This is a genomic window from Taibaiella chishuiensis (genome assembly GCF_003014535.1).
GTDB classification, from domain to species: Bacteria; Bacteroidota; Bacteroidia; order Chitinophagales; family Chitinophagaceae; genus Taibaiella; species Taibaiella chishuiensis.
Genome location: NZ_PYGD01000001.1, coordinates 928,848 through 949,013 on the forward strand (window position 1 = coordinate 928,848; position 20,166 = coordinate 949,013).

General features: G+C 49.0%; 12 protein-coding genes and 1 tRNA gene. 8 read left to right on the forward strand and 5 right to left on the reverse strand.

Going from position 1 to position 20,166, the window contains the following annotated elements; genetic code table 11:
• Positions 1-143 precede the first annotated feature (143 nt).
• Positions 144-2,540 (forward strand): GEVED domain-containing protein, encoded by a 2,397-nt coding sequence (locus B0I18_RS03940; RefSeq protein ID WP_106521331.1) that lies wholly within the window; start codon positions 144-146, stop codon positions 2,538-2,540.
• Positions 2,541-2,644: 104 nt separating this feature from the next.
• Here the strand turns inward: B0I18_RS03940 and B0I18_RS03945 are convergent, their stop codons facing one another.
• Positions 2,645-4,297, reverse strand: coding sequence for a glycosyl hydrolase family 28-related protein (locus B0I18_RS03945; protein WP_106521332.1), 1,653 nt, complete (start codon positions 4,295-4,297; stop codon positions 2,645-2,647).
• Positions 4,298-4,907: 610 nt separating this feature from the next.
• Here B0I18_RS03945 and B0I18_RS03950 point away from each other — a divergent pair.
• Positions 4,908-5,276 (forward strand): hypothetical protein, encoded by a 369-nt coding sequence (locus tag B0I18_RS03950; protein ID WP_106521333.1) that lies wholly within the window; start codon positions 4,908-4,910, stop codon positions 5,274-5,276.
• Between the two features lie 1,426 nt (positions 5,277-6,702).
• Here the strand turns inward: B0I18_RS03950 and B0I18_RS03955 are convergent.
• A tRNA-Ser gene (locus B0I18_RS03955) sits at positions 6,703-6,792 on the reverse strand.
• Positions 6,793-7,025: 233 nt separating this feature from the next.
• Between B0I18_RS03955 and B0I18_RS03960 the strand changes: the two genes are divergently transcribed.
• The 5 genes from B0I18_RS03960 to B0I18_RS03980 all read left to right on the forward strand — a co-directional run bounded on the left by B0I18_RS03960 (position 7,026) and on the right by B0I18_RS03980 (position 14,921).
• Positions 7,026-10,493 (forward strand): SusC/RagA family TonB-linked outer membrane protein, encoded by a 3,468-nt coding sequence (locus tag B0I18_RS03960; RefSeq protein WP_106521334.1) that lies wholly within the window; start codon positions 7,026-7,028, stop codon positions 10,491-10,493.
• A 49-nt stretch (positions 10,494-10,542) separates the two neighbouring features.
• The gene (locus B0I18_RS03965; RefSeq protein ID WP_181358329.1) at positions 10,543-11,982 is read left to right on the forward strand and encodes a SusD/RagB family nutrient-binding outer membrane lipoprotein; all 1,440 of its coding nucleotides are present in this window, start codon (positions 10,543-10,545) and stop codon (positions 11,980-11,982) included.
• A gap of 193 nt (positions 11,983-12,175) precedes the next feature.
• The gene (locus B0I18_RS03970; protein WP_106521336.1) at positions 12,176-12,949 is read left to right on the forward strand and encodes a UDP-2,3-diacylglucosamine diphosphatase; all 774 of its coding nucleotides are present in this window, start codon (positions 12,176-12,178) and stop codon (positions 12,947-12,949) included.
• A 1-nt stretch (position 12,950) separates the two neighbouring features.
• Entirely contained in the window at positions 12,951-13,451 is a 501-nt protein-coding gene (locus tag B0I18_RS03975; RefSeq protein ID WP_106521337.1) for a SixA phosphatase family protein, read from the forward strand.
• A 6-nt stretch (positions 13,452-13,457) separates the two neighbouring features.
• Positions 13,458-14,921 carry a RapZ C-terminal domain-containing protein gene (locus B0I18_RS03980; protein ID WP_106521338.1) on the forward strand — a complete coding sequence of 488 codons (1,464 nt, stop codon included), beginning with the start codon at positions 13,458-13,460 and terminating at the stop codon, positions 14,919-14,921.
• A 389-nt stretch (positions 14,922-15,310) separates the two neighbouring features.
• Here the strand turns inward: B0I18_RS03980 and B0I18_RS03985 are convergent, their stop codons facing one another.
• Positions 15,311-15,838, reverse strand: a complete 528-nt coding sequence (locus B0I18_RS03985) for a hypothetical protein (protein ID WP_106521339.1) — start codon at positions 15,836-15,838, stop codon at positions 15,311-15,313.
• Positions 15,839-15,949: 111 nt separating this feature from the next.
• Here B0I18_RS03985 and B0I18_RS03990 point away from each other — a divergent pair, with 111 nt between their 5' ends.
• Positions 15,950-17,773 (forward strand): right-handed parallel beta-helix repeat-containing protein, encoded by a 1,824-nt coding sequence (locus tag B0I18_RS03990; RefSeq protein WP_106521340.1) that lies wholly within the window; start codon positions 15,950-15,952, stop codon positions 17,771-17,773.
• Positions 17,774-17,917: 144 nt separating this feature from the next.
• Here the strand turns inward: B0I18_RS03990 and B0I18_RS03995 are convergent, their stop codons facing one another.
• Complete coding sequence (locus B0I18_RS03995; RefSeq protein ID WP_106521341.1) at positions 17,918-19,363, reverse strand: inorganic phosphate transporter; 1,446 nt, start codon at positions 19,361-19,363, stop codon at positions 17,918-17,920.
• A gap of 71 nt (positions 19,364-19,434) precedes the next feature.
• The gene (locus B0I18_RS04000) at positions 19,435-20,082 is read right to left on the reverse strand and encodes a DUF47 domain-containing protein (protein WP_106521342.1); all 648 of its coding nucleotides are present in this window, start codon (positions 20,080-20,082) and stop codon (positions 19,435-19,437) included.
• Between the last annotated feature and the right edge of the window lie 84 nt (positions 20,083-20,166).

The following is a 20,166-nucleotide window of genomic DNA, read 5'->3' on the forward strand; positions in this document are numbered from 1 at the left end:
TAGGACCGGACATCGCGGAGCGATACCTGAAGGTTTTTATGCTCCCTTGTGGTAACAGGCCATCTTTTTTGGCTTATTTTTGCGGCGCAGAAATGTTTACAAACCAATAGTAGACATTTATTTAGAACCACAAACCGCAATTTATGATCCAACCTTACTTTAAGCGTTCGCTTAAATGCATGCTCCTGTGCCTGCCACTTTCGTTGTCTTTATCAAAGGCGGGTGCACAGACTTATTGTACCCCCCAGGTTACGGCTACCAACTTTTACATCAGCAATGCGATGTTTAACTATGGTAGTCCCGGCGTCAACTGGCCGACGGGCAATAACGGATATTCTGCCACCCTGAGCAGCTCTTCGAAAACCATACCGCGTTACTATACTCATACTGCAGCATTCTGGTATTATGCAACCAATACCACTGCAGCTCCTATTACGGTTTATATCCGGTTTTTTGCAGATTGGAACCATGACGGCGACTTCTCCGATCCCGGTGAAACGGGTTATTCCGCACAGCAGGTCCTTGCTCCCAATACAGGTACCGGTACGGGTTATAACGTGTATCCGCCGCTTAATGCCCTTACCGGTACTACACGCGTAAGAATTATCCTGAGCCAGAACAGTGATGTTACCGATCCCTGTGCCCCTGTTACCGGCGAAGTAGAAGATTATATCTTCACCATACAGAACAGCAGTGCACCCGTACTGTCGACCACGGCCAATGTGTTCCTGAATAGTTTGCTGACTACGCAGACGGCTTCTGAAGGTTTTACGATCAACCAGCTGATCACCGGCTCCCAGCCCGATATGCCGCTTATTACCGACCCGGACGATAGTACCGGTTATTATGTGCCCCGCGGTATCGCGATTACCGGCGCTACGGGTACCGGCACCTGGCAGTACAAGGCCACGCCGGCCAGCACCTGGACCAATGTGGGTGCAGTCACCGGGCTTAATGCCCTGCTCCTGATGGGCGATGCGGCAGACAACCGTTACCTGCCCGGCGGCAGGCTGCGTTTTATACCGACCGGCGCCGGTAACCCGGCACTTACATTCCGGGCCTGGGATGGTACAACCGGTACCCACGGCGCTTATGGCACCGCTGTGGTAAGTGGTGGTACCTCGGCCTTTAGTACCGCGGTACGGAGCGTGTCGTTGCCTGTAGTTACGGCTAACCCTACCCGTCACTTCTATATGGCCTCAGCATCGGCCGACAATATCCTTGCTTCGTTCTTCGACCCTGCGGGCGGACTGGCTTATACGCCTGCTACCATTGTATCGGACAATACCAACCTGACCAATGTAACCGATATTGATCTCGATGCTGCGAACAACAGGCTGGTATGGACCGAGAGCGCCGTGGTCGATAAGATCGTAAGTGCCGACTTCGATGGCAGCAATGTAACGGTACTGTACACCTTCCCCACCTCGGGCAGCGCGCCCAATGGCATCGCTATAGGCGGCGGTAAAATGTTTTATACCGATAACGGGCTTACGGCTAAAGGCGTGTACAAGGCTACGCTTAGCGGCGGCGGAAACGTACGTATTACCGGTAATGCAGGTCAGCTGGCCATGCCCAACCAGGTGCGCGATATCGAGTACTACAACAACAAGCTGTACGTGATTGCCCGCGCCACGCCAATCGGCAATTACTCCGTTTACCAGATGGATACTACCGGCGCTAACCCGGTTGAAGTCGTATCTACACCCAATGTGATCCAACACTTGGAGGTAGCTGCAGGTAATGTATACTGGACAGAATTAGTCAACAACAATGCGGCGCTGTATGTTAAGCCTATTGCGGGTACAACCGTTACAACACTGGCAACCGGTACCGGCCGCCAGTTCCGGGATATTGAAGTAGACTCGGCTAACAATAAGGTATATTATATAGACCTGATGAGTGGCTCCGCCCAGCCGGCCGACCGCGCCCTGATGGCGGTACCGATGACCGGCGGCAGCCCGGTTAAAGTGTTGAGCCTGCCGGAAAATTATATTACCCTGGTATCGGATATCGCCCCGACGGCACTGGCCATTACCCTGCAGGACTTCTCCGGCAAGGCCCTGGCCCGTACAAACCACCTGCAATGGCAGGTAGGTAACGAAGGTCCTGGCGCCCGTTATACCCTGGAGCGCAGCGCCGATGGGACTACCTTTGCACCGCTTGCGCTTATCGCGGGTAAGGCAGCGCATCAGTACCAATACGAAGATGCCAATCCTTTGCCCGGTGTGTCTTTCTACCGCCTGCACCTGCAGGACGCAGCCGGCCAGGACAGCTATAGCAAGACAATAGCGTTGCAGCGTTCAGCTGCCATTAAGGACAATATCCTGGTTTACCCTAACCCCGTAACCGATGTGGTTAAGGTGCTGGGCGACGAGCTGCAACTGCTCGAGTTATATAATATTATGGGACAAAAGGTCGCAGCGGTAAGCGGCGCCAACAGTCTTTCGATGGCACACCTGCCTGCTGGTATCTATAACCTGCGCATTACCCTGGCGGGTACGGAAACCGTGATCAGCCAGAGGGTAATTAAACAATAGCATTTTGATTGCCTGGTATCATTTTGTAACCGGGTAGTAAGTAATAAAGCCCGCGCTGTATACAGCGCGGGCTTGTTGTTTTGATACGTTTTACCTTGTATTACTTAGAGATCATCAAGAACGATCAGCTCCAGGTTGACGAGCGCATCTGCGCCGGTAATCTCAACAACAAATTGCTGGTCGGTTTGTGAAAGCGAGGTAAAGGGTAAAAGATCAGTGCCGGTAGTTTGCCATTTTGCCACGACCCCGAAGGTGCCGCTCAGGAAAGAACCGGGTGTAGCGATCTGGTTAAAGAGCTCTTTGTATACCAGGGCAAACTGCAACGCGGAAGCCGTATAGGTGCCGTTGATGCGCAGTATGCCTACGATGCCGCCCGAGTACATCGAGCTGCCTCCCAGCAGCGGGTCGCCGCTAAAGCGTAATAAAAAGGTTTTATCTTTTAAACCGTTATAGAAGCCGGCGGCAAGATCGAAGGTATAAGTAGATACATTGCCGCTAAGCGTTGTTGCACTTTGGGGCAATACCGGCCTTCTCCTGTTGGGCCACAACGATTCGTTGGTCCGGGCGAAGGGATAAAGCTGTTCGGGAATATAGGCCAGCTGCGGTTTTTGCGGATCGGGACCAAGCGGGAAAAGATAAGGCCCGGAGTTATTGGCTACTTCGATCGCTGTTATCGACGTAGAGGCGCCGGATGCTGCAAGCATTGCCGTAATTTTTGCCGGGTCAAATACAGTCGGCTCCGTATCGTCGTGATAGGCATGGAGCGAGCAATCGATCGCCTTACAGTCTACGAACCCGACATTGTTTTTTAGCACCGTAAGGTTCGGTACTTTGATGAACCGTATTGCCGCAGGTTGTGCATACACAAAGCCATTGGGATCGCGGTAGATATTGCCATAGACGGCCATGCATATGCTGTCTTTAACGATCACCGCGGTTTGCATTGGTCCTCCGCTAACAAGACCGGCGGTACCGGCAAAGTTATTGACCAGCGTAAAGCTGCCCGGCTCGCCGCCCTGCCGCAAGTTGGCCGCTTTCACATAGGCGTAGTTATTGATCCATGCCGGCTCGATGGTGCCTGCAGCCGGCGGCGCGGGCACCAGCAGGTTGTTTTCGAAGTGGAGGATACCATTAGTATTGCGTATCTGGCAGGGCCTTACCTCGATCCCTGGACCAGGTTCGGGACTATGCATTTCGCCTGCGTAGATCCAGCAATCCTTAATCGTAACGCTATCCGAAGTCAGGATATCAACAGCCATCGTATTGTTGTAAAACTTGCTGTTCATGATATTGCTAAGCGTAGATACGCTGCCCAGCAAAATGCCCTTATTGCTGCTCCGGAAAATACAGCCATCGATCACGATCCTGCTGGAGTCGAGATTGCCGCCCGGGAATTCGACGGCGGTATCGAAAGCGGTAAAAGTCATGCGTTCTATACGGACATCGTACGTGTTGGCAAAACTAAAGGCATTAAACGTTCGCTCTGCAGTCGAAGGAGGCATCAGGATGGCATTGTCGCCGACGATCTTAATCGCCTGTGGCAATACGATCGGTGCGCTGATGATGTAAATGCCCGGTGGGAAGTAAAGCGTGGGGCCGGTTGAAAGGTAGGCCTGGCCTGTGGGGAGACTTACTGTCTGTGTCAGGCTTACAACGGCTGCTACGGCATCCTGGATCTTGACGGTATCGTCTGTTGATCCGTTGCCGGTTGCGCCGTAGTCTTTTACATTGATCGATAAAATGGGGGTTAATGACATGGTGAGATAGATTTAAGGGTTATGATAGGTTGGGTTTTGCGTTCACTGTTTTTTTCGTTTCGGGGAAGGTAGCGGCCAGTTGCTGTTGAAGCAGCTTTCCAGGGTCCGCGTTGCAAATAGGGGAGCAAGGTAAAACTCCCGGGGCCGGTTGTTCGTGGTTGTGGTGTAGCTTAGCAAGTGAAGGTGCTATGCTCCTTTGTTGGAGCGTAAGACTTGTCACCTGTTGTTGTTTTCCATAGGCTTTTCATTTTAGTGATGAAGTTGGTAAACAAAATTATTGTGCGCAAGCGCCAATACACGACGTTGCCGGGCTGGTTCAGCATTGTGCTTTTTACAGCATAGCTGTGCATGTAACACTTCGTTGTTCCGGCGGAATGAAGCAGGCTCGGGGATTCCGGGAAATTTTCTCAAACGATAACAGCGGTGCAATGGAGTCACAAAACAGGTGTTTATACGGGGTTGTATGCATAAATAATTAATTTTCTTTGTGTCCTATCCTTGTGGTACGCAACAAAAAGAAGGCAGGCCGATACACACAGAGGGAAGTTTTAGCCTACTGAGGTTATGCCTGCAGCGAGAAAATTTTTTCATCTTCAAAACAAGCAACCCTATGTCAAACGGAGTAACACTCAAATTTGCCAAGGACGCAACAGCGGCCTGGCGTGCGTTTTATGCACAAAACGTTGGCGTCCCTGTCAACGATGCTTTCCGCGGGTTCTGGATCCCCATCAACGACTTAAAGTCGATAACCGATATGGCCAACAGTGGCGGGATTAATGGTGCAAGAATATACCTGGCAAAGGGCACGGTTACGGATCCCGACCTGATTCATGTATTCATAGTGCCCACGGTGCCCGAAGTAGACAGCAATGATCAACCTTTTGATGCCGATATCTGGGAGATCAATGGTGTAAGCACCATCTATGATTTTACCACGCCTTGTCCTGCTCAATGTGACCTGACCAGTCCTTTGTACTAGAGACCTAAGGGGCGCCTGTTTTTTTTGCCAAGGGGGATGTTGAAATGTTGGGTGGGCGCAGGTTGCAGCGCTCCGGGGGACTTTTATGTCTAAGGACGCCGGCAGGATGATTTAGGGGAAGCGGAAAGGTTCGGGGGCCAGATTAAAGATACCTTGTGTTTCATCTTATTTCTTCTATAAGGGACGCTTTATAAACTTGAGCACTAAAAGATAGAGCAGCCAATAACCCGCAGCAGTGAGATTGATTAAAGCCGTGGTCTGGTCCTTTGCAGTATACATCGCGGGGAAGAGCGCTTTTTGAGGCCTGACAAAGCGATTCGTTTAATCCAGGCATATTTCCTGGATCACAATCATCCGCTAGGGCTTGATATTGTAGTACATTTATCTATCCTGGATAGCTTAGGCGTTCCCTATCTATTTCCTTTGAATAAATAACATAGGAACACAGCTGCAGGCTCTATTTTAATACCTGTCAGAAATTTCGCTTGATCCATGATTTATAAGATCTTTGAAATGTGTAGGAAGCCGCGATGTGTATTTTGTGTGATGTGTTGTAGCGTGCCGCTGCGAAAAAAATGAAACCGGCACTTATCGAAGATCAATCATTTTGCCGGTGGAGCAAGCGAGATGATTTCATGATCGCTTGATGGGGGAGACCAGTATAAGAAAATGCCCTGGTCGCTATGCTCCCGGGTATTTTTATTTTCATGCGCTTTTAAAGCAGGCTTTCTGTGGAGCGCGAGATGATTTTCATGATCGCTTGATGGGGGAGACCAGCATAAGAAAATGCCCTGGTCGCTATGCTCCCGGGTATTTTTATTTTCATGCGCTTTTAAAGCAGGCTTTCTGTGGAGCAAGCGAGATGATTTTCATGATCGCTTAAAGGGGGAGACCAGCATAAGAAAATGCCCTGGTCGCTATACTCCCGGGTATTTTTATTTTCATGCGCTTTTAAAGCCTGCTTTTGTGGAGCGCGAGATGATTTCATGATCGCTTGATGGGGGAGGCTACAGTAAAAAATAAATTGCCTGCCGCATAGATGGCGGCAGGCAATTTTCATTTTTCTACTCTTGTAAAAGGATTTTCAATCGTCGTAAAATGAAAATTGCCCTTAAAAAGGGCAATTCATTTTTTACTGGCGGAGACGGCGAGATGATTTCATGATCGCTTAAAGGGGGAGACCAGCATAAGAAAATGCCCTGGTCGCTATGCTCCCGGGTATTTTTATTTTCATATGCTTTTAAAGCAGGCTTTCGGTGGAGCGCGAGATGATTTCATGATCGCTTGATGGGGGATGCTACAGTAAAAAATAAATTGCCTGCCGCATAGATGGCGGCAGGCAATTTTCATTTTTCTACTTTTGTAAAAGGATTTTCAATCGTCGTAAAATGAAAATTGCCCTTAAAAAGGGCAATTCATTTTTTACTGGCGGAGACGGCGAGATTCGAACTCGCGATACAGTTTCCCGTATACACACTTTCCAGGCGTGCTCCTTCAACCACTCGGACACGTCTCCATTGGGGCAGCAAAAGTACAAAAAAAATTTAAAAATCAGAAATTTTCAAAACATAGATTAAACTTATTGTCTCAGAAATTGTCATTAGGGCCGTTCCCTATTGCGTTTGCGGGTCATTCTGTTAATCTAATAACAAAAAATTAACCATTGGCGCCCTTTTAACATTATAGGGGCTAATATTGCCTTTTGTATAGAAACGATTTTTAGGATAATAACCGAACAGCCATAAGATTATGCAAAGAATAGCTCTATTTTTATTCCTTTCTTTTTTCACGGTCCATACTTTGCAGGCACAGGATACGCTTAAAACGGCTCCCGCTGCAGATACTACGGAAAGCATCACGCCTCCCGATGCTCCACCGCCGATAGAGTTGTCGCAGGTCGGCGATTCCACAAAGACCGCTACAGATACCAGTGCCATACAGGTTGCCGCAGATTCCACCAAACCAGCTGCCGATTCGGTAGTGGTGGTGGATACGGCCGGTAAGGTAGAAGTAACAACACAGTCTGACACGAAGCAGGACCAGCTGACCGGTATCGTGTTTGAAAAAGACGGCGTTACCCCGGTGCCCGGCGCTACGGTACAGTGGGTCAAGAACCCGATCAATACCCTTACGGATGCCGATGGTAACTTCGCTATAGAAAGAAGAAAAGAAGGCGGCTTGCTGACCATCTCTTCGGTAGGTTATTCCACCCAACGCATTCATGTACAACCCGGGCAGAACGGGCTTAAGGTAACCCTGGGCCTGAGCGCTACCACCAAGATCGACGAAGTGGTGGTTACGGCACTGGGCGCACAACGCAATACACGAAGCCTGGGCTACTCGGTACAACAGCTGGAAGGCCGTACCATACAGGAAGCCAAAGAGGTAAACTATATCAATGCCCTGCAGGGTAAACTTGCGGGTGTGCAGATCAATAACGCCAGCGGTTCTATGGGCGGTTCGGCCAAGGTAACCATCAGGGGCGTTAAATCGATAACCGGCGACAACAATGCCCTGTTTATCGTGGATGGCGTGCCGATGGCCAATATGAATTTAAACAACAGTACACAGGGTACCGGCGGCGGCGGTTATGATTATGGTAACCCCGCGCAGCTGATCAACCCTAATGATGTAGATAATATATCGGTGCTGAAAGGCGCTGCTGCTACAGCATTGTATGGCAGCCGCGGACAAAACGGCGTTATCTATATCACTACGAAATCGGGCAAAGGCTCCGGCCCGCTTACGGTTAACTACGATCTGAACCTGCAGATCAGCAAGGTATCGTTATTGCCCAAATACCAGAATAAATACGGGGGCGGTAGCGATGGTACTTTTTCGAAACTGTATTATAACGACAATCCCGGCGCCTTCGGTCCCAATGGCGGTACCTATAACGATAATGACGGCAAGGGTAGCTACGACCTGTTGCCGCAATACAGTGCGGATGAATCCTGGGGCCCGGCCCTCGACGGGCGCAATGTGCGTCATTACTGGTCCTGGGATCAAAATAAAGGCAATCCCTTTTTCGGACAGTCGGCGCCCTGGAGCCCCAACCCGAATAATGTACGCGACTTCTTCCAGACCGGCGTAACGATGTCCAACAACGTATCGGTATCGAGCGGTAATGATAAAGGTTCGATCCGCTTCTCCCTCGGACAGACCAAACAGAATTTTATCTACCCGGGCAGCCATCTCGACCGTGTATTTATGGGACTCAATACGAACTACCAGTTTACCGACCGTCTTTCTTTCAGCGGAAGTTTTAACTATATTCTCGATAAAGCCAAAGGCCGCGCAGGTACCGGCTTTTTCGGCACGAACCCCATGCTGCAGTTTACCATGTACGGGCAGCGCCAGTTGGACAATAACCGGCTGAAAGACTATAAATATGCCGATGGTACCGAACAGAGCTGGAACCGTACCAGCTGGGATAACCCGGTGCCGGTATCGGCACAAAACCCTTACTGGAACCAGTACGAAAATTATAACACTGACCGCAATGACCGTTATTATGGCAATGCGGGTTTCAGTTATAAGATCACGGATTGGCTTACGGCCGATGCGCGCGTATTCTCCGACTTCCTGACGCATATCGATGAAGTACGCAGCGCCAAAGGACTTTTTGTAGGTGGTTATACCCGTCGCGATCTTACCTATAATGAAAATAACTACCAGGCAACCCTGAATGTGAATAAGAGTTTTGCCCATGATAAACTGAACCTCGAAGCCATTGCAGGCGGAAATATCTTAAACATCCGGTCGAGCACCACTACAGGCAATGCCAACGGCGGCCTGATGAGCCCGGGCGTTTATGTATTACAGAACTCCGTACTGCCGGCTACCATCCTTAATGCTTATGGAAACAAACAGGTGAACTCGCTGTTTGCAACGGCTACCCTGGGTTATGATAAACTGATCTACCTGACGCTTACCGGCCGTAACGACTGGGCCTCTTCCCTGAAGCAAACCGGTAACTTCTCCTATTTCTATCCTTCGGCAGCTACTTCCTTTATCTTTTCCGAGCTGATCCCGAAGAACAAATGGCTCACCTTTGGTAAGGCCCGCCTTTCGTATGCCATGGTGGGTAATGATGCGGCGGCTTACAGCGTATCGCGCAACTTCGATTTCGTGGCGCCCTTTGGTTCCTACCCGCTGCAAACCACGCCCGACCTGCTTTTCAATTCCAAGCTGAAACCCGAGCTGTCGCGCGAATTTGAGGGTGGTCTCGATCTTCGTTTCCTCAACGACCGTATTGGTGTAGGCATTACGTATTACAACCGTAATACCACCAACCAGATCTGGTCGATACAGCTGCCTCCCGAATCGGGGTATAGTTCCAAGATCGTGAACGGCGGTAATGTACAGAACAAAGGTATCGAGCTCAGCATCAATGCCACACCGGTTATTGCGGGCGCTTTTACCTGGGAAACCTCCCTCAACTTTTCGAAGAACAAGAATAAAGTGATCGACCTGAATAGTAACGATGAAAGCATCAGCGGTACGGAGATGGTGATCGTGGGTACCGAACGCCGTACACAACGCGTATCGATGGTGGCGATGAAAGGCATGCCGCTGGGTACTATTATCGGTACGGATTATAAGTACGACAATAACGGCAACAGGATCGTAATGCCGAACGGGCAATATGATGTAACCACCAAATCGGTAGTGATCGGCGATGCGAATCCCGATTTCATCGGCGGTTTTTCCAATACTTTCTCTTACAAAGGCATTTATCTTTCTGCCCTGGTCGATTTCCAGAAAGGCGGTAATTTCTTCTCTTATACTAACCTGTATGGTAATAAATCCGGCCTGCTGGAAGAGACCGCTGCAGACGGCATCCGGGAGAACGGCGTGGTTAACCCCGGCGTACAGGCCGATGGTACACCGAATACTGTAGTGATCAGCGCTAAAGACCATTTCAACTTCGATGGTGGTAACCGTATCAGCAAGGCCAACCTGTACGATGCCAGCTTTATTTATCTACGCGAGGTGCGCCTGGGCTGGAACCTGCCCGACGCCTGGTTGCGTAAAACGAAAATGCAGTCGGCCCGCCTGTCGCTGGTAGGCCGTAACCTGTGGCTGATCCATAGCAATGCACCTAATGTAGATCCCTCCAATATCGGTAACTCCATTGGTAATTCAATGGGATTCGAAGGCGGTGGTTTGCCTCCTGTACGCAGTTATGGCATTAACCTTAATATCAACTTCTGATAAAACAGGCGATGGTAAAAAGAGATCACCTGTAATAAAAAGAGAAAAGATGAAACGAACGATTATATTGATGATGTTAAGTACGCTGCTGGTCTTTACCGGTTGCCGTAAATTTGACGAACTAAATACCGACCCGGCGAAACCCGGGGAAACACGTCCTGAGTTTTTGCTGGCTAACGCAGAGAAGCGGGCGTCCGACCTGATGTATGACGGGTATTACAACGGCCGTATAGGTATGCACTATGCCCAATACTGGACCGGCACCGACAAAACGGACGAGAGCCGCAACCTCATTACCAACGATGCCCTGTGGACCGGTTTGTATGTGGGCCCCCTGGTGGACCTGCAGGAAATCAGCAATTATTACCGGCGTAATCCACAGGACGCTAACCCGAATATGGTTGCTGTTGCGGAGATCATGAAAGTATGGATCTTCCATGTGCTTACCGACCTGTATGTGGATATCCCGTACAGCCAGGCCCTTAAGGTTGACGCTTACCCGCAGCCTGTATTCGACCGGGCACAGGATGTGTACGCTGCTTTGATTACCTCGTTGAAAACGCAGATCGCTCAATTGTCCGGTACCGACCCCGGCGTGATCCAGGGCGATATATTGATGGGTGGAAAGAAAGACCTTTGGGTGCGGTTTGCCAACGCGCTGCGTATGCGTATCGCCTTGCGTATGGCCGATGTTAAACCGGATGAAGCCCGTGCCGAAATAGAAGATGCCGCAAAAAATACACTGCACGAAGGTGAGGATATTTATTTCCCGTATAATACCCAGAGTATTACCAACCGCTTCCCTTATAATGAAGAGGACCGGGCGCTGGTCGAGTTTGCGGTAACCACAACCCTGATCGACTATCTTAAAGAAGTGGATGATCCGAGGCTGAAGGTATATGCAAGGCCTTCGGTTAAGGGCAATGTGTTCAGGGGCAAACCTTATGGCCTCGTTACTAATACACCGGTACTCGATTCCCTGTCCAAACCGGGTACGAAGGTGTACAGCGGCGCATTTAAAGGATACCTGATTACCTATACCGAGGTTGCCTTTATCAAGACGGAAGCGGCCGCGCGCGGTATGAACGTAGGCGGAAGCGCTGCCAGCCTTTACGAAAATGCGATTGCCGCATCGATGAAACAATGGGAGATCAGTGGCAACGATACGATAAACAATTATATACGGCGGGTGCCTTATAATGCCGGCAACTGGAAAGATGTGATCGGTACCCAGAAGTGGATCGCCTTATACATGCAGGGCCTCCAGTCCTGGATGGAGCGCCTGCGCCTCGATTTCAACAGGCCCGATGGCCGGCCCCTGTTCATAGACCCGGTGTCGGGTTCGCTCGATGCCCAGGTGCCGGGTGTGCCGCAGCGGCTCAATTACCCGAATGCAACCCGCAACAGTAATGCGGCAAATTCGGAGCAGGCTGCAGCCAATATCGGCGGCGATACCAAGGCAACGCGTAACTGGTGGAATGTGCGGTAAATAAAACAAGTATACCTGATAAAAAGCGGAATGCCTCTGGTGTTCCGCTTTTATATTTTATATGATCTATATGGATATGAAAAAAATGAGCCGGTATATCCCGGTATAACGGGTTTCCTTTGGCGCCGGCCGGCCCCTGTTCCATTTATCTTCCGTATTTTTGCGACTGACCATTGTGGGCTATACTATTCAAATGCAATTACCGCCGGGTAAAAAAATATACTTTGCTTCCGATTTTCACCTGGGCATTCCCGACCAGCTGACCAGCAGAAAGCGGGAAATACTGCTCTGCAAATGGCTCGACGAAATCCGCGCTGATGCCGCCTGTATCTTCCTGGTCGGCGATATTTTCGATGTATGGTTCGAATATAAAAACGTTGTACCCAAAGGCTTTACCCGTTTCCTGGGTAAGCTGGCCGAACTCAGCGATGCCGGTATCCGTATCGAGGCCTTTACGGGCAACCATGACCTCTGGATGCGCGACTATTTCGAAAAAGAACTGGATATACCGGTGCATCACAACCCGCTCGAAACCGAAGTGAACGGCAGGCGTTTTTTTATAGCGCATGGCGATGGCCTTGGTCCCGGCGATCATGGCTATAAGCTGTTGAAAAAGGTATTGCGCAACCCGCTTGCCCAGTGGCTGTACCGGCGGCTGCATCCCGATACCGGTGTGGGCGTGGCCAATTACTTCAGCCGTAAAGGTCCCAAACACGTTAACGGGGAAAAGCAGTTCCTGGGCGAAGAGAAGGAGTGGCTGATCGTGTTCAGCAAGGAAATGCTCCGGCAAAAACATTACGACTATTTCATTTTTGGTCACAGGCACCTTGCCGTACAACGCGAAATTGCCCCCGGCAGCGTTTATATTAACCTTGGAGACTGGATCAGTTTCAACAGTTATGCCGTATTCGACGGCGTTAAGCTGGAGCTGAAATATTACCAGGATCCGCAAAACAACAAGCAGTAAGATGGAACGTACATTGCTATTGGTAAGGCATGCCAAATCAGACTGGAACAACCCGGGCCAACAGGACTATGACCGGCCGCTGAATGCAAGGGGCCAACGCGATGCACCGGAAATGGGCGCACGCCTGAAGACCATGGGCATTATGCCCGACCTGATTATTGCCAGCACAGCCAACCGCGCCGCAGCTACCGCCCGTCTTATTGCCGCTGCACTGGGCTACGCCGAAGACCGCATCCGCTGGGAAGATAAGCTGTATCATGCACCTCCTAGCGTATTTGAAGCCGTAATGGCATCGGGTATAGACAGCAGTGTAAAAACCCTGATGATGGTAGCCCACAACCCGGGTATTACCGACTTTGCAAACCAGATCACAGAAAAATTTTCGATCGATAACATGCCGACCTGTAGTATTGTTGCCGTTAAAGCTATAACACCCGATTGGGAAAGCTTTACCAGCGCCGGACCGGGATTGCTGTTTTTCGATTATCCTAAAAATAAATAACCATTCGTGTCCCAACCAGATTTTACCAAAGCACTCAGCGAATTGTTTGCCGGCCATTTCGGCAGCGAACCCGAACAAATTACTTTATTACCTCAATCCGGATCCGACAGGCGTTACCTGCGTATGAGCAATGCGCAACACGCCGTGATCGGCGCTTATAACCCCGATAAAAAAGAAAACAATACCTTTTTCTATTTCTCCCAGGTATTTGCAAAACACCATATGCCGGTACCGGAGCTTATTGCCAAAAGCAAGGACAAACAGTACTACCTGTTGCAGGACCTGGGCGATACCTCGCTCTTCAACCTGCTGGAGCAGGAAGGGTATACCGACCGTATTAAAAGCCTGTTCAAAAAAAGTATCGATAACCTGGCCCGTTTTCATTGGGAAGCCGGTAAGGAGATCGATTATTCCCTTTGTTTTTCGGCCGAATCGTTCGACCGTAAACAGATCTTATCCGACCTGTTGTATTTTAAATACTACTTTGCCGACCTGCTGAAGATCCATTACAACAAACCCGCCTTGCTGGAAGAGCTCGACACCTGGAGCCGCGACCTGGCCTCGGCCCGCCCGCAGGCCTTTATGTACCGCGACTTCCAGAGCCGCAACGTACAGGTAAAAGACGACGAGGTTTACTTTATCGACTACCAGGGCGGTATGCTCGGATTGCCGCAATACGACCTGGCTTCCCTGCTGTGGCAGGCCCGGGCGCAGCTGCCTAACGAGTGGAAGACCGAACTGGTCAACTACTACTTTACCGCACTAAAGGCCCTGCCCGAAATACCCAGCTTCAATGAGCTCGACTTCCGCAGGATCTACCTCGAATGTGTACTGTTACGTATTATGCAGACCCTGGGCGCCTACGGCTTCCGCGGCCTGCTCGAACGCAAACCGCATTTTATCAAGAGTATTAAACCGGCGCTGGCGCAACTCAAGGCCTTCCTGGAAACCTATGGCCATATACCCGCGCATAGCGAGCTGCGGCATGTACTGGAGCAATTGGTAAAACCCGAGATCACGGCGCAGTTCGATCACGTAGACCGTAAGGCAGCAGAGGATGCTCCGCTGAAAATTAAGGTATACAGCTTTTCCTATAAAAAAGGTATGCCGGCCGATACCACCAGCCATGGCGGCGGTTTCGTATTCGACTGCAGGGGCATCCTGAACCCGGGGCGCTTCGAGGAGTATAAACAGCTTACCGGTAAGGATACGCCGGTGATCGATTTCCTGCAGCACAAAACCCATATGCCCGAATTCCTCAACCATATTTTCGATACGGTGGATATAAGCGTAAACGATTACCTGGAGCGCGGTTTCGACCACCTTACCATCGCCTTTGGCTGTACCGGGGGGCAACACCGCTCGGTATATGCCGCCGAATCTATGGCAAAGCACCTTAAAGAAAAATATGGTCTCGAAGTTCCTGTCGTGCATCTCGAGCAGGACAAGCACAGTCTTAAAAGGAGATAAACAGCCATATAAGGATAACAAAAAACGAGGCCGCCTCAGACTTCTGAGACGGCCTCGTTGTATTTATACTCCGTTATAGCTGTGGCCATTCTTTTGCTGGGTCAAGCGGAAAAGTTGGGGGCTCCGGTATACTTGCCCTGATTTTTTATTCTTCTTTGTCTTGATACAAAGAAGCAAAAATCAAGACTATAGAAAAAGTGCTAAAAATGCCTTGTACGCCTAAAAGAAATAAGTCTGGGCAGTAGTAAAAATTGGACGAAGGAATGACGAACGAACTAAAGTACAGGGCCAGGCTTTGGGAACTGTATTTCTTTTTATACGGCGTCCTGCAGCATTTATTCGCTGTATTTTTATTTTCTTATTGGTGCTCATGAGCGCTACGCGGTTTATTAACGCCCTTTTTCTAAAGGTCGGTATGTTTGGTTGTTTCCTGGCTTGACGTCCCTGCAATGTATGCAACTGGTATTGAGCAAAGCATGTCTACGCAGTTGGTGGCCAGGTGTTAGGACTAATATGCACCCGTTCGCTGCGTCGCCGTATCGCTGCGAGAAAAAACTCGTATTCACTGCTGCAAATAGTAGCAGCGGCCAGGCCATGTAAATTTGTAGCGAGACAACACGAATAGCTAAGCAAATAAATAGGGGTCTGGTAAAATGATGATTCGTTTTAAGAACAAGGCTTTTATCCCCCAGAAATTCTGCTTGATCCTCTTTTTTAAAATCTGTCTGTGTTTTATGGGGCAGAAAATAGCTGTTGCGATTTTTATCCATATCATAAGGGATGGCAGATTTAATGAGCGTATTCAAATCGTTGGTTATCCAGTCGGGCGAACCTTTAAGCTCCGCACCATTGGTCCACACCCTGCTTACTTTACCTGCTCCATTTCCGCTTTCTGCCGAAATGCCGGCATATTCCATTGGCTTTCGTTGGACGGCGTTTGATTAAAGAGATAAGTGTGTTTTTTTTATATTTAATTTAATTTGTCTAAATTAAATAATGTAATTTACGGTTGTATTAATGCAATTTCTATGAAGCAGTTCCATCTATTACTTTTAATTTCTTTGTGCTGTGTTGGGTTAAGAACATTTGCAAATACGCTTTATGTATCCCCGACAAGCACCTTTACATTACCCTCGCAAGCCGTAAGTGCGGCTGCAAATGGAGATACGATTCGCATAGCGGATGGCCTCTACCTGGAAAACGGCGATATGCTAATCAATAAATCGCTCGTGCTTATAAGAGACAATCCTTCCGGCAGTGTCATCATCGATGCGGTAAACAGACCTGTTTCTACGCAGTTAAAAAACATTATCCGGGTATGGAATGCAAGTAATGTGTTGATAGATGGTTTGACATTGCAAAATTGTATAGGGTATGGCGCACGTGCGATTCGTGTGCATGGCAGTGGCAATAATATTATGATTCGCAACTGTACCATTCGCAATATTGGCTGGATAAGCAACAACCTGGCCATTCTGCCCAGTGGTACCGATGCTGCAAATGCCGTGCTTGTTGATGGGGATGAGCTACAGCCATTAATCAATGTCTCTTTTTTGACCAACAGCATATCAAACTGTGCTACAGGTGTCGGTGAGGCCTTAACCTATGCAGGTTACGTGCGCAACAGCATAATTGAGGGTAATACCATTGACTCAATCAGCAATATAGGCATTGATCTGGCAGGTAATTACTGGTACCTCAACCCACTCGACTCCGCTTTGACGCAGGCCAGGGACATTACGGTACGGAGAAACAGGATTTCCCGGTGTATGTCCGGAAGAGCAATAAGTGCAGGTATCTACCTGGATGGAAGTGTTAACTGTATCGTTGAACAGAATGAAATCCTGGAATGTGGCGTTGGTATTGCGCTTGGAGCAGAAGAGCGCTCCCTGACAGGCACCTTGCCTGTCGGTGGCCATACAGTCCGTAATAACAAAGTTCACCACAATGTATCATCAGGGCTTGTCATTGGTGGTGTGAAGGCAGACAGGCGTGTGCGTAATGTGACCATAAGTAATAACAGCTTTTTTCACAACAGGACAGGCGCGCGAATAAATGGTATTGACAGCATCATTACCCTTGACGGGGCCGGACGTTATGAGGTGGCTTATTTTGGAAATATCTATGGCGGTGAGATCAGCCTCGCCCATACCGATACCGTTCTCTTTCAAAATAACCTGGTCTATCCACGTAATGAGAGGAAGCACATCGTAGTTGCACCAGGTGTAGCCATTGCCGGGTTTAATTCGGATTACAATCAGTACTTCCGGGATGATCTGAACTTTGGAATGGTTATTACCTCAAGCACTGTCCCTCCTACGTTTCTAAACGGGACTAATTACAGTGCAGGATTTACAGGTACGACCCTGCAACAATACCAATCCTCTACGAACCTTGATATGCATTCCCATTTTGGTGATCCCAAGCTAACAGACACAGCATTGCATAACTATATGCCGTTATCGGGCTCGCCCATGATTGATACCGGTAATCCGGTATACGACCCGGTTCTTAGTGGTACGACAGATTATTTGGATAGCGCGCGACTGCGTGGTTCACGCATAGACATTGGGGCCTATGAAAGTACCAGCACCTCCACAAACATCATTCCTGGTAATAAAGAACATGCCTTTGTCCTTTTGTTCCCCAATCCCACGACCGGTAAAGTGTATTTTGAAATGAGTGAACCAGTGGACGAAGTCGTCGTGAGCAATATGCTTGGGCAATCAATGATGGCAAACAATACAACTCCTGAAAGTGTGGATCTGAGCAATCTTCCGGCCGGTCTCTATATTTTGAGCCTGCGAAGCAAGAGTGGAAAGACAGGAAACGCAAAGATCAGGAAGGAATAAAGGTTTACTGTAAAAAACAGCAGCAGGAAAAGTACGGCCACAAGCGGAGTATATCTTTCCTATAACGCTACATAACATGATGACTAGTCCTAAAAAAAGCAGCGATCGAAAGATCGCTGCTTTTTTGTTGGAAGGCTATTGGACTTAGTTGCCCAGGCCGAATATTTTAAAGATAAAGTATACGATACAGGCCATTACCGCACTTACAGGGATCGTAATGATCCAGGCCCAGAGCAGGTTGATGGTAACGCCCCAGCGTACGGCCGAAAGCCTTTTGGTAGCGCCCACACCGATAATGGAACCGGTAATGGTATGCGTGGTACTTACCGGGATCTTCAGCATTTCGGTAATGAAGAGCGTAAGGGCGCCGGCGGTTTCCGCAGCCACACCTTCAAACGGTGTTACTTTAGTGATACGCGTACCCATGGTCTTGATAATTTTCCAGCCACCGCTCATGGTACCCAGTGCGATTACGGTATAACAGGCCAGCGGTACCCACCATTCCATATGTTCGAGGTGGTAGGTATTGGGATCGAAAGCGATGAGGGCGGCCATGATGATACCCATTACTTTCTGCGAGTCGTTACCGCCATGCCCGATACTGAAGGCAGCGGAGGATACCAGCTGCATGCGTTTGAACCAGCGTTCGGATTGGGCATAGTTGAGGTTGCTGAGGAAGAGGGTGAAAATGCTCATCACGGTAAGGATAAAGCACATCAGGATCCATTTAAAGTTCTCCCCGAAGAAGATTACGTTGAGGAAGCGGGCTTCGAAGCGGGGCTGGTACGTGGTATTGATGGTCTTTACCTCGCCTTTGCGCAGCACTTCGAAAGAGATGGCTTCACCTTTATTGTGGTGGTGCAGGATCTCATCTAGCGAATCGGGATGGTTTACCGCCACCTGGTCCGCTTTCATAATGATATCGTCCTTGCGCAGCTCCATTTTATAAGCATTGGTATTGCTACCGGCAATGCCTTTTACCTTAAGGCCCTGCTCTGTTTTTTCGAGACCTTTGATACCGGCCATGGCTGTAGATTCTGTTTCCAGCATTTTACCGAGGAAGATTACCACACCCAGCATTACGGCAAAGGAGATAAGTTTGGGACCAAAGCTTTTGCGGAAAGAGTTGAGGAACCATACGGAAATGATAAAGGCCATAAGCATACCGATAACCGGCGCCAGTACGATAAAGCAGGCGATGGTAACGATGGTAGGGGTATCGATAGCGCCGAAGCCCGCGTGGGCTATGGCTGCACCGGCAAAACCACCGATCAGGGTATGGGATGAGCTGGAAGGAATACCGAACCACCAGGTAATCAGGTTCCAGGTAATGGCAGCCACAAGGCCTGCCAGGATTACCGGGAGGGTAATAAATTCTTTGCCTACCGTTTTGGCAATGGTATTGGCCACACCATGGTCGGTAAAGATAAAGTAAGCCACAAAGTTGAAGAGGGCAGCCCAGAGTACCGCCTGGAAGGGCGTAAGTACCTTGGTCGAGACCACGGTGGCAATGGCATTGGCGGCATCATGAAAACCATTGATGTAATCAAATACCAGCGCCAATATAATGATGATAATTAATAGCGTCATAAAAATTAAGGTGTCAATGTGAAAAACCGGCAAGGCACAGGATACCTTACCTAATTGCTTAACCGGAAATATTATGCGTATTTGATAATGATAGATTCTATCACGTTCGCAGCGTCTTCACATTTATCGGTAATGATCTCCATGTCCTGGTAGATATCTTTGAGCTTAACCAGTTCGATCGCATCTGTACTGGATGCAAACAGGTTAATGATCGCATTATCCAGCAGGTCGTCGGCCTGGTTTTCCAGGCTGTTGATCAGTACGCAGGCCTCGGTAATGGCGCGCAGGTTTTTCATATTGCGGAGTTCGTGCAGGGCTTTATCCAGCGCAACGATAGCGCTCTGGATCACGATTACCATATCGCGCATGTAGTTGTCGATATTCTTTACCTGGTAGTTCACCATTTTCTTGGAAGAAGCATAAATGAAATCTGCTACGTCATCCAGCGAAGTAGCCAGGTAGTGAATATCCTCGCGGTCGAATGGGGTAATGAAGTTTTGACCCAACTCAACAAATATTTTATGCGTCAGATCGTCGTTCTTATGTTCGCCGTCTTCCAGGGCGCGAAGCATTTGCGTTCTTTTGGTCTCATTCGTCTCTTCGATGGCTGCGCGGAAGGCGTTGCCCATTTCCTGGAGATTCGCTCCTACTTGTTCAAATATGCTGTAAAAGACTTTATCCTTCGGAAGAAACTTCTTGATAATGGAATTTAAGCTCATACTTCTATGTTATTTATATTTTAGATTACGGGCGCAAAAGTATCTAATATGGTTGCAAAAATTTATACCAGCGACAATAGTTAA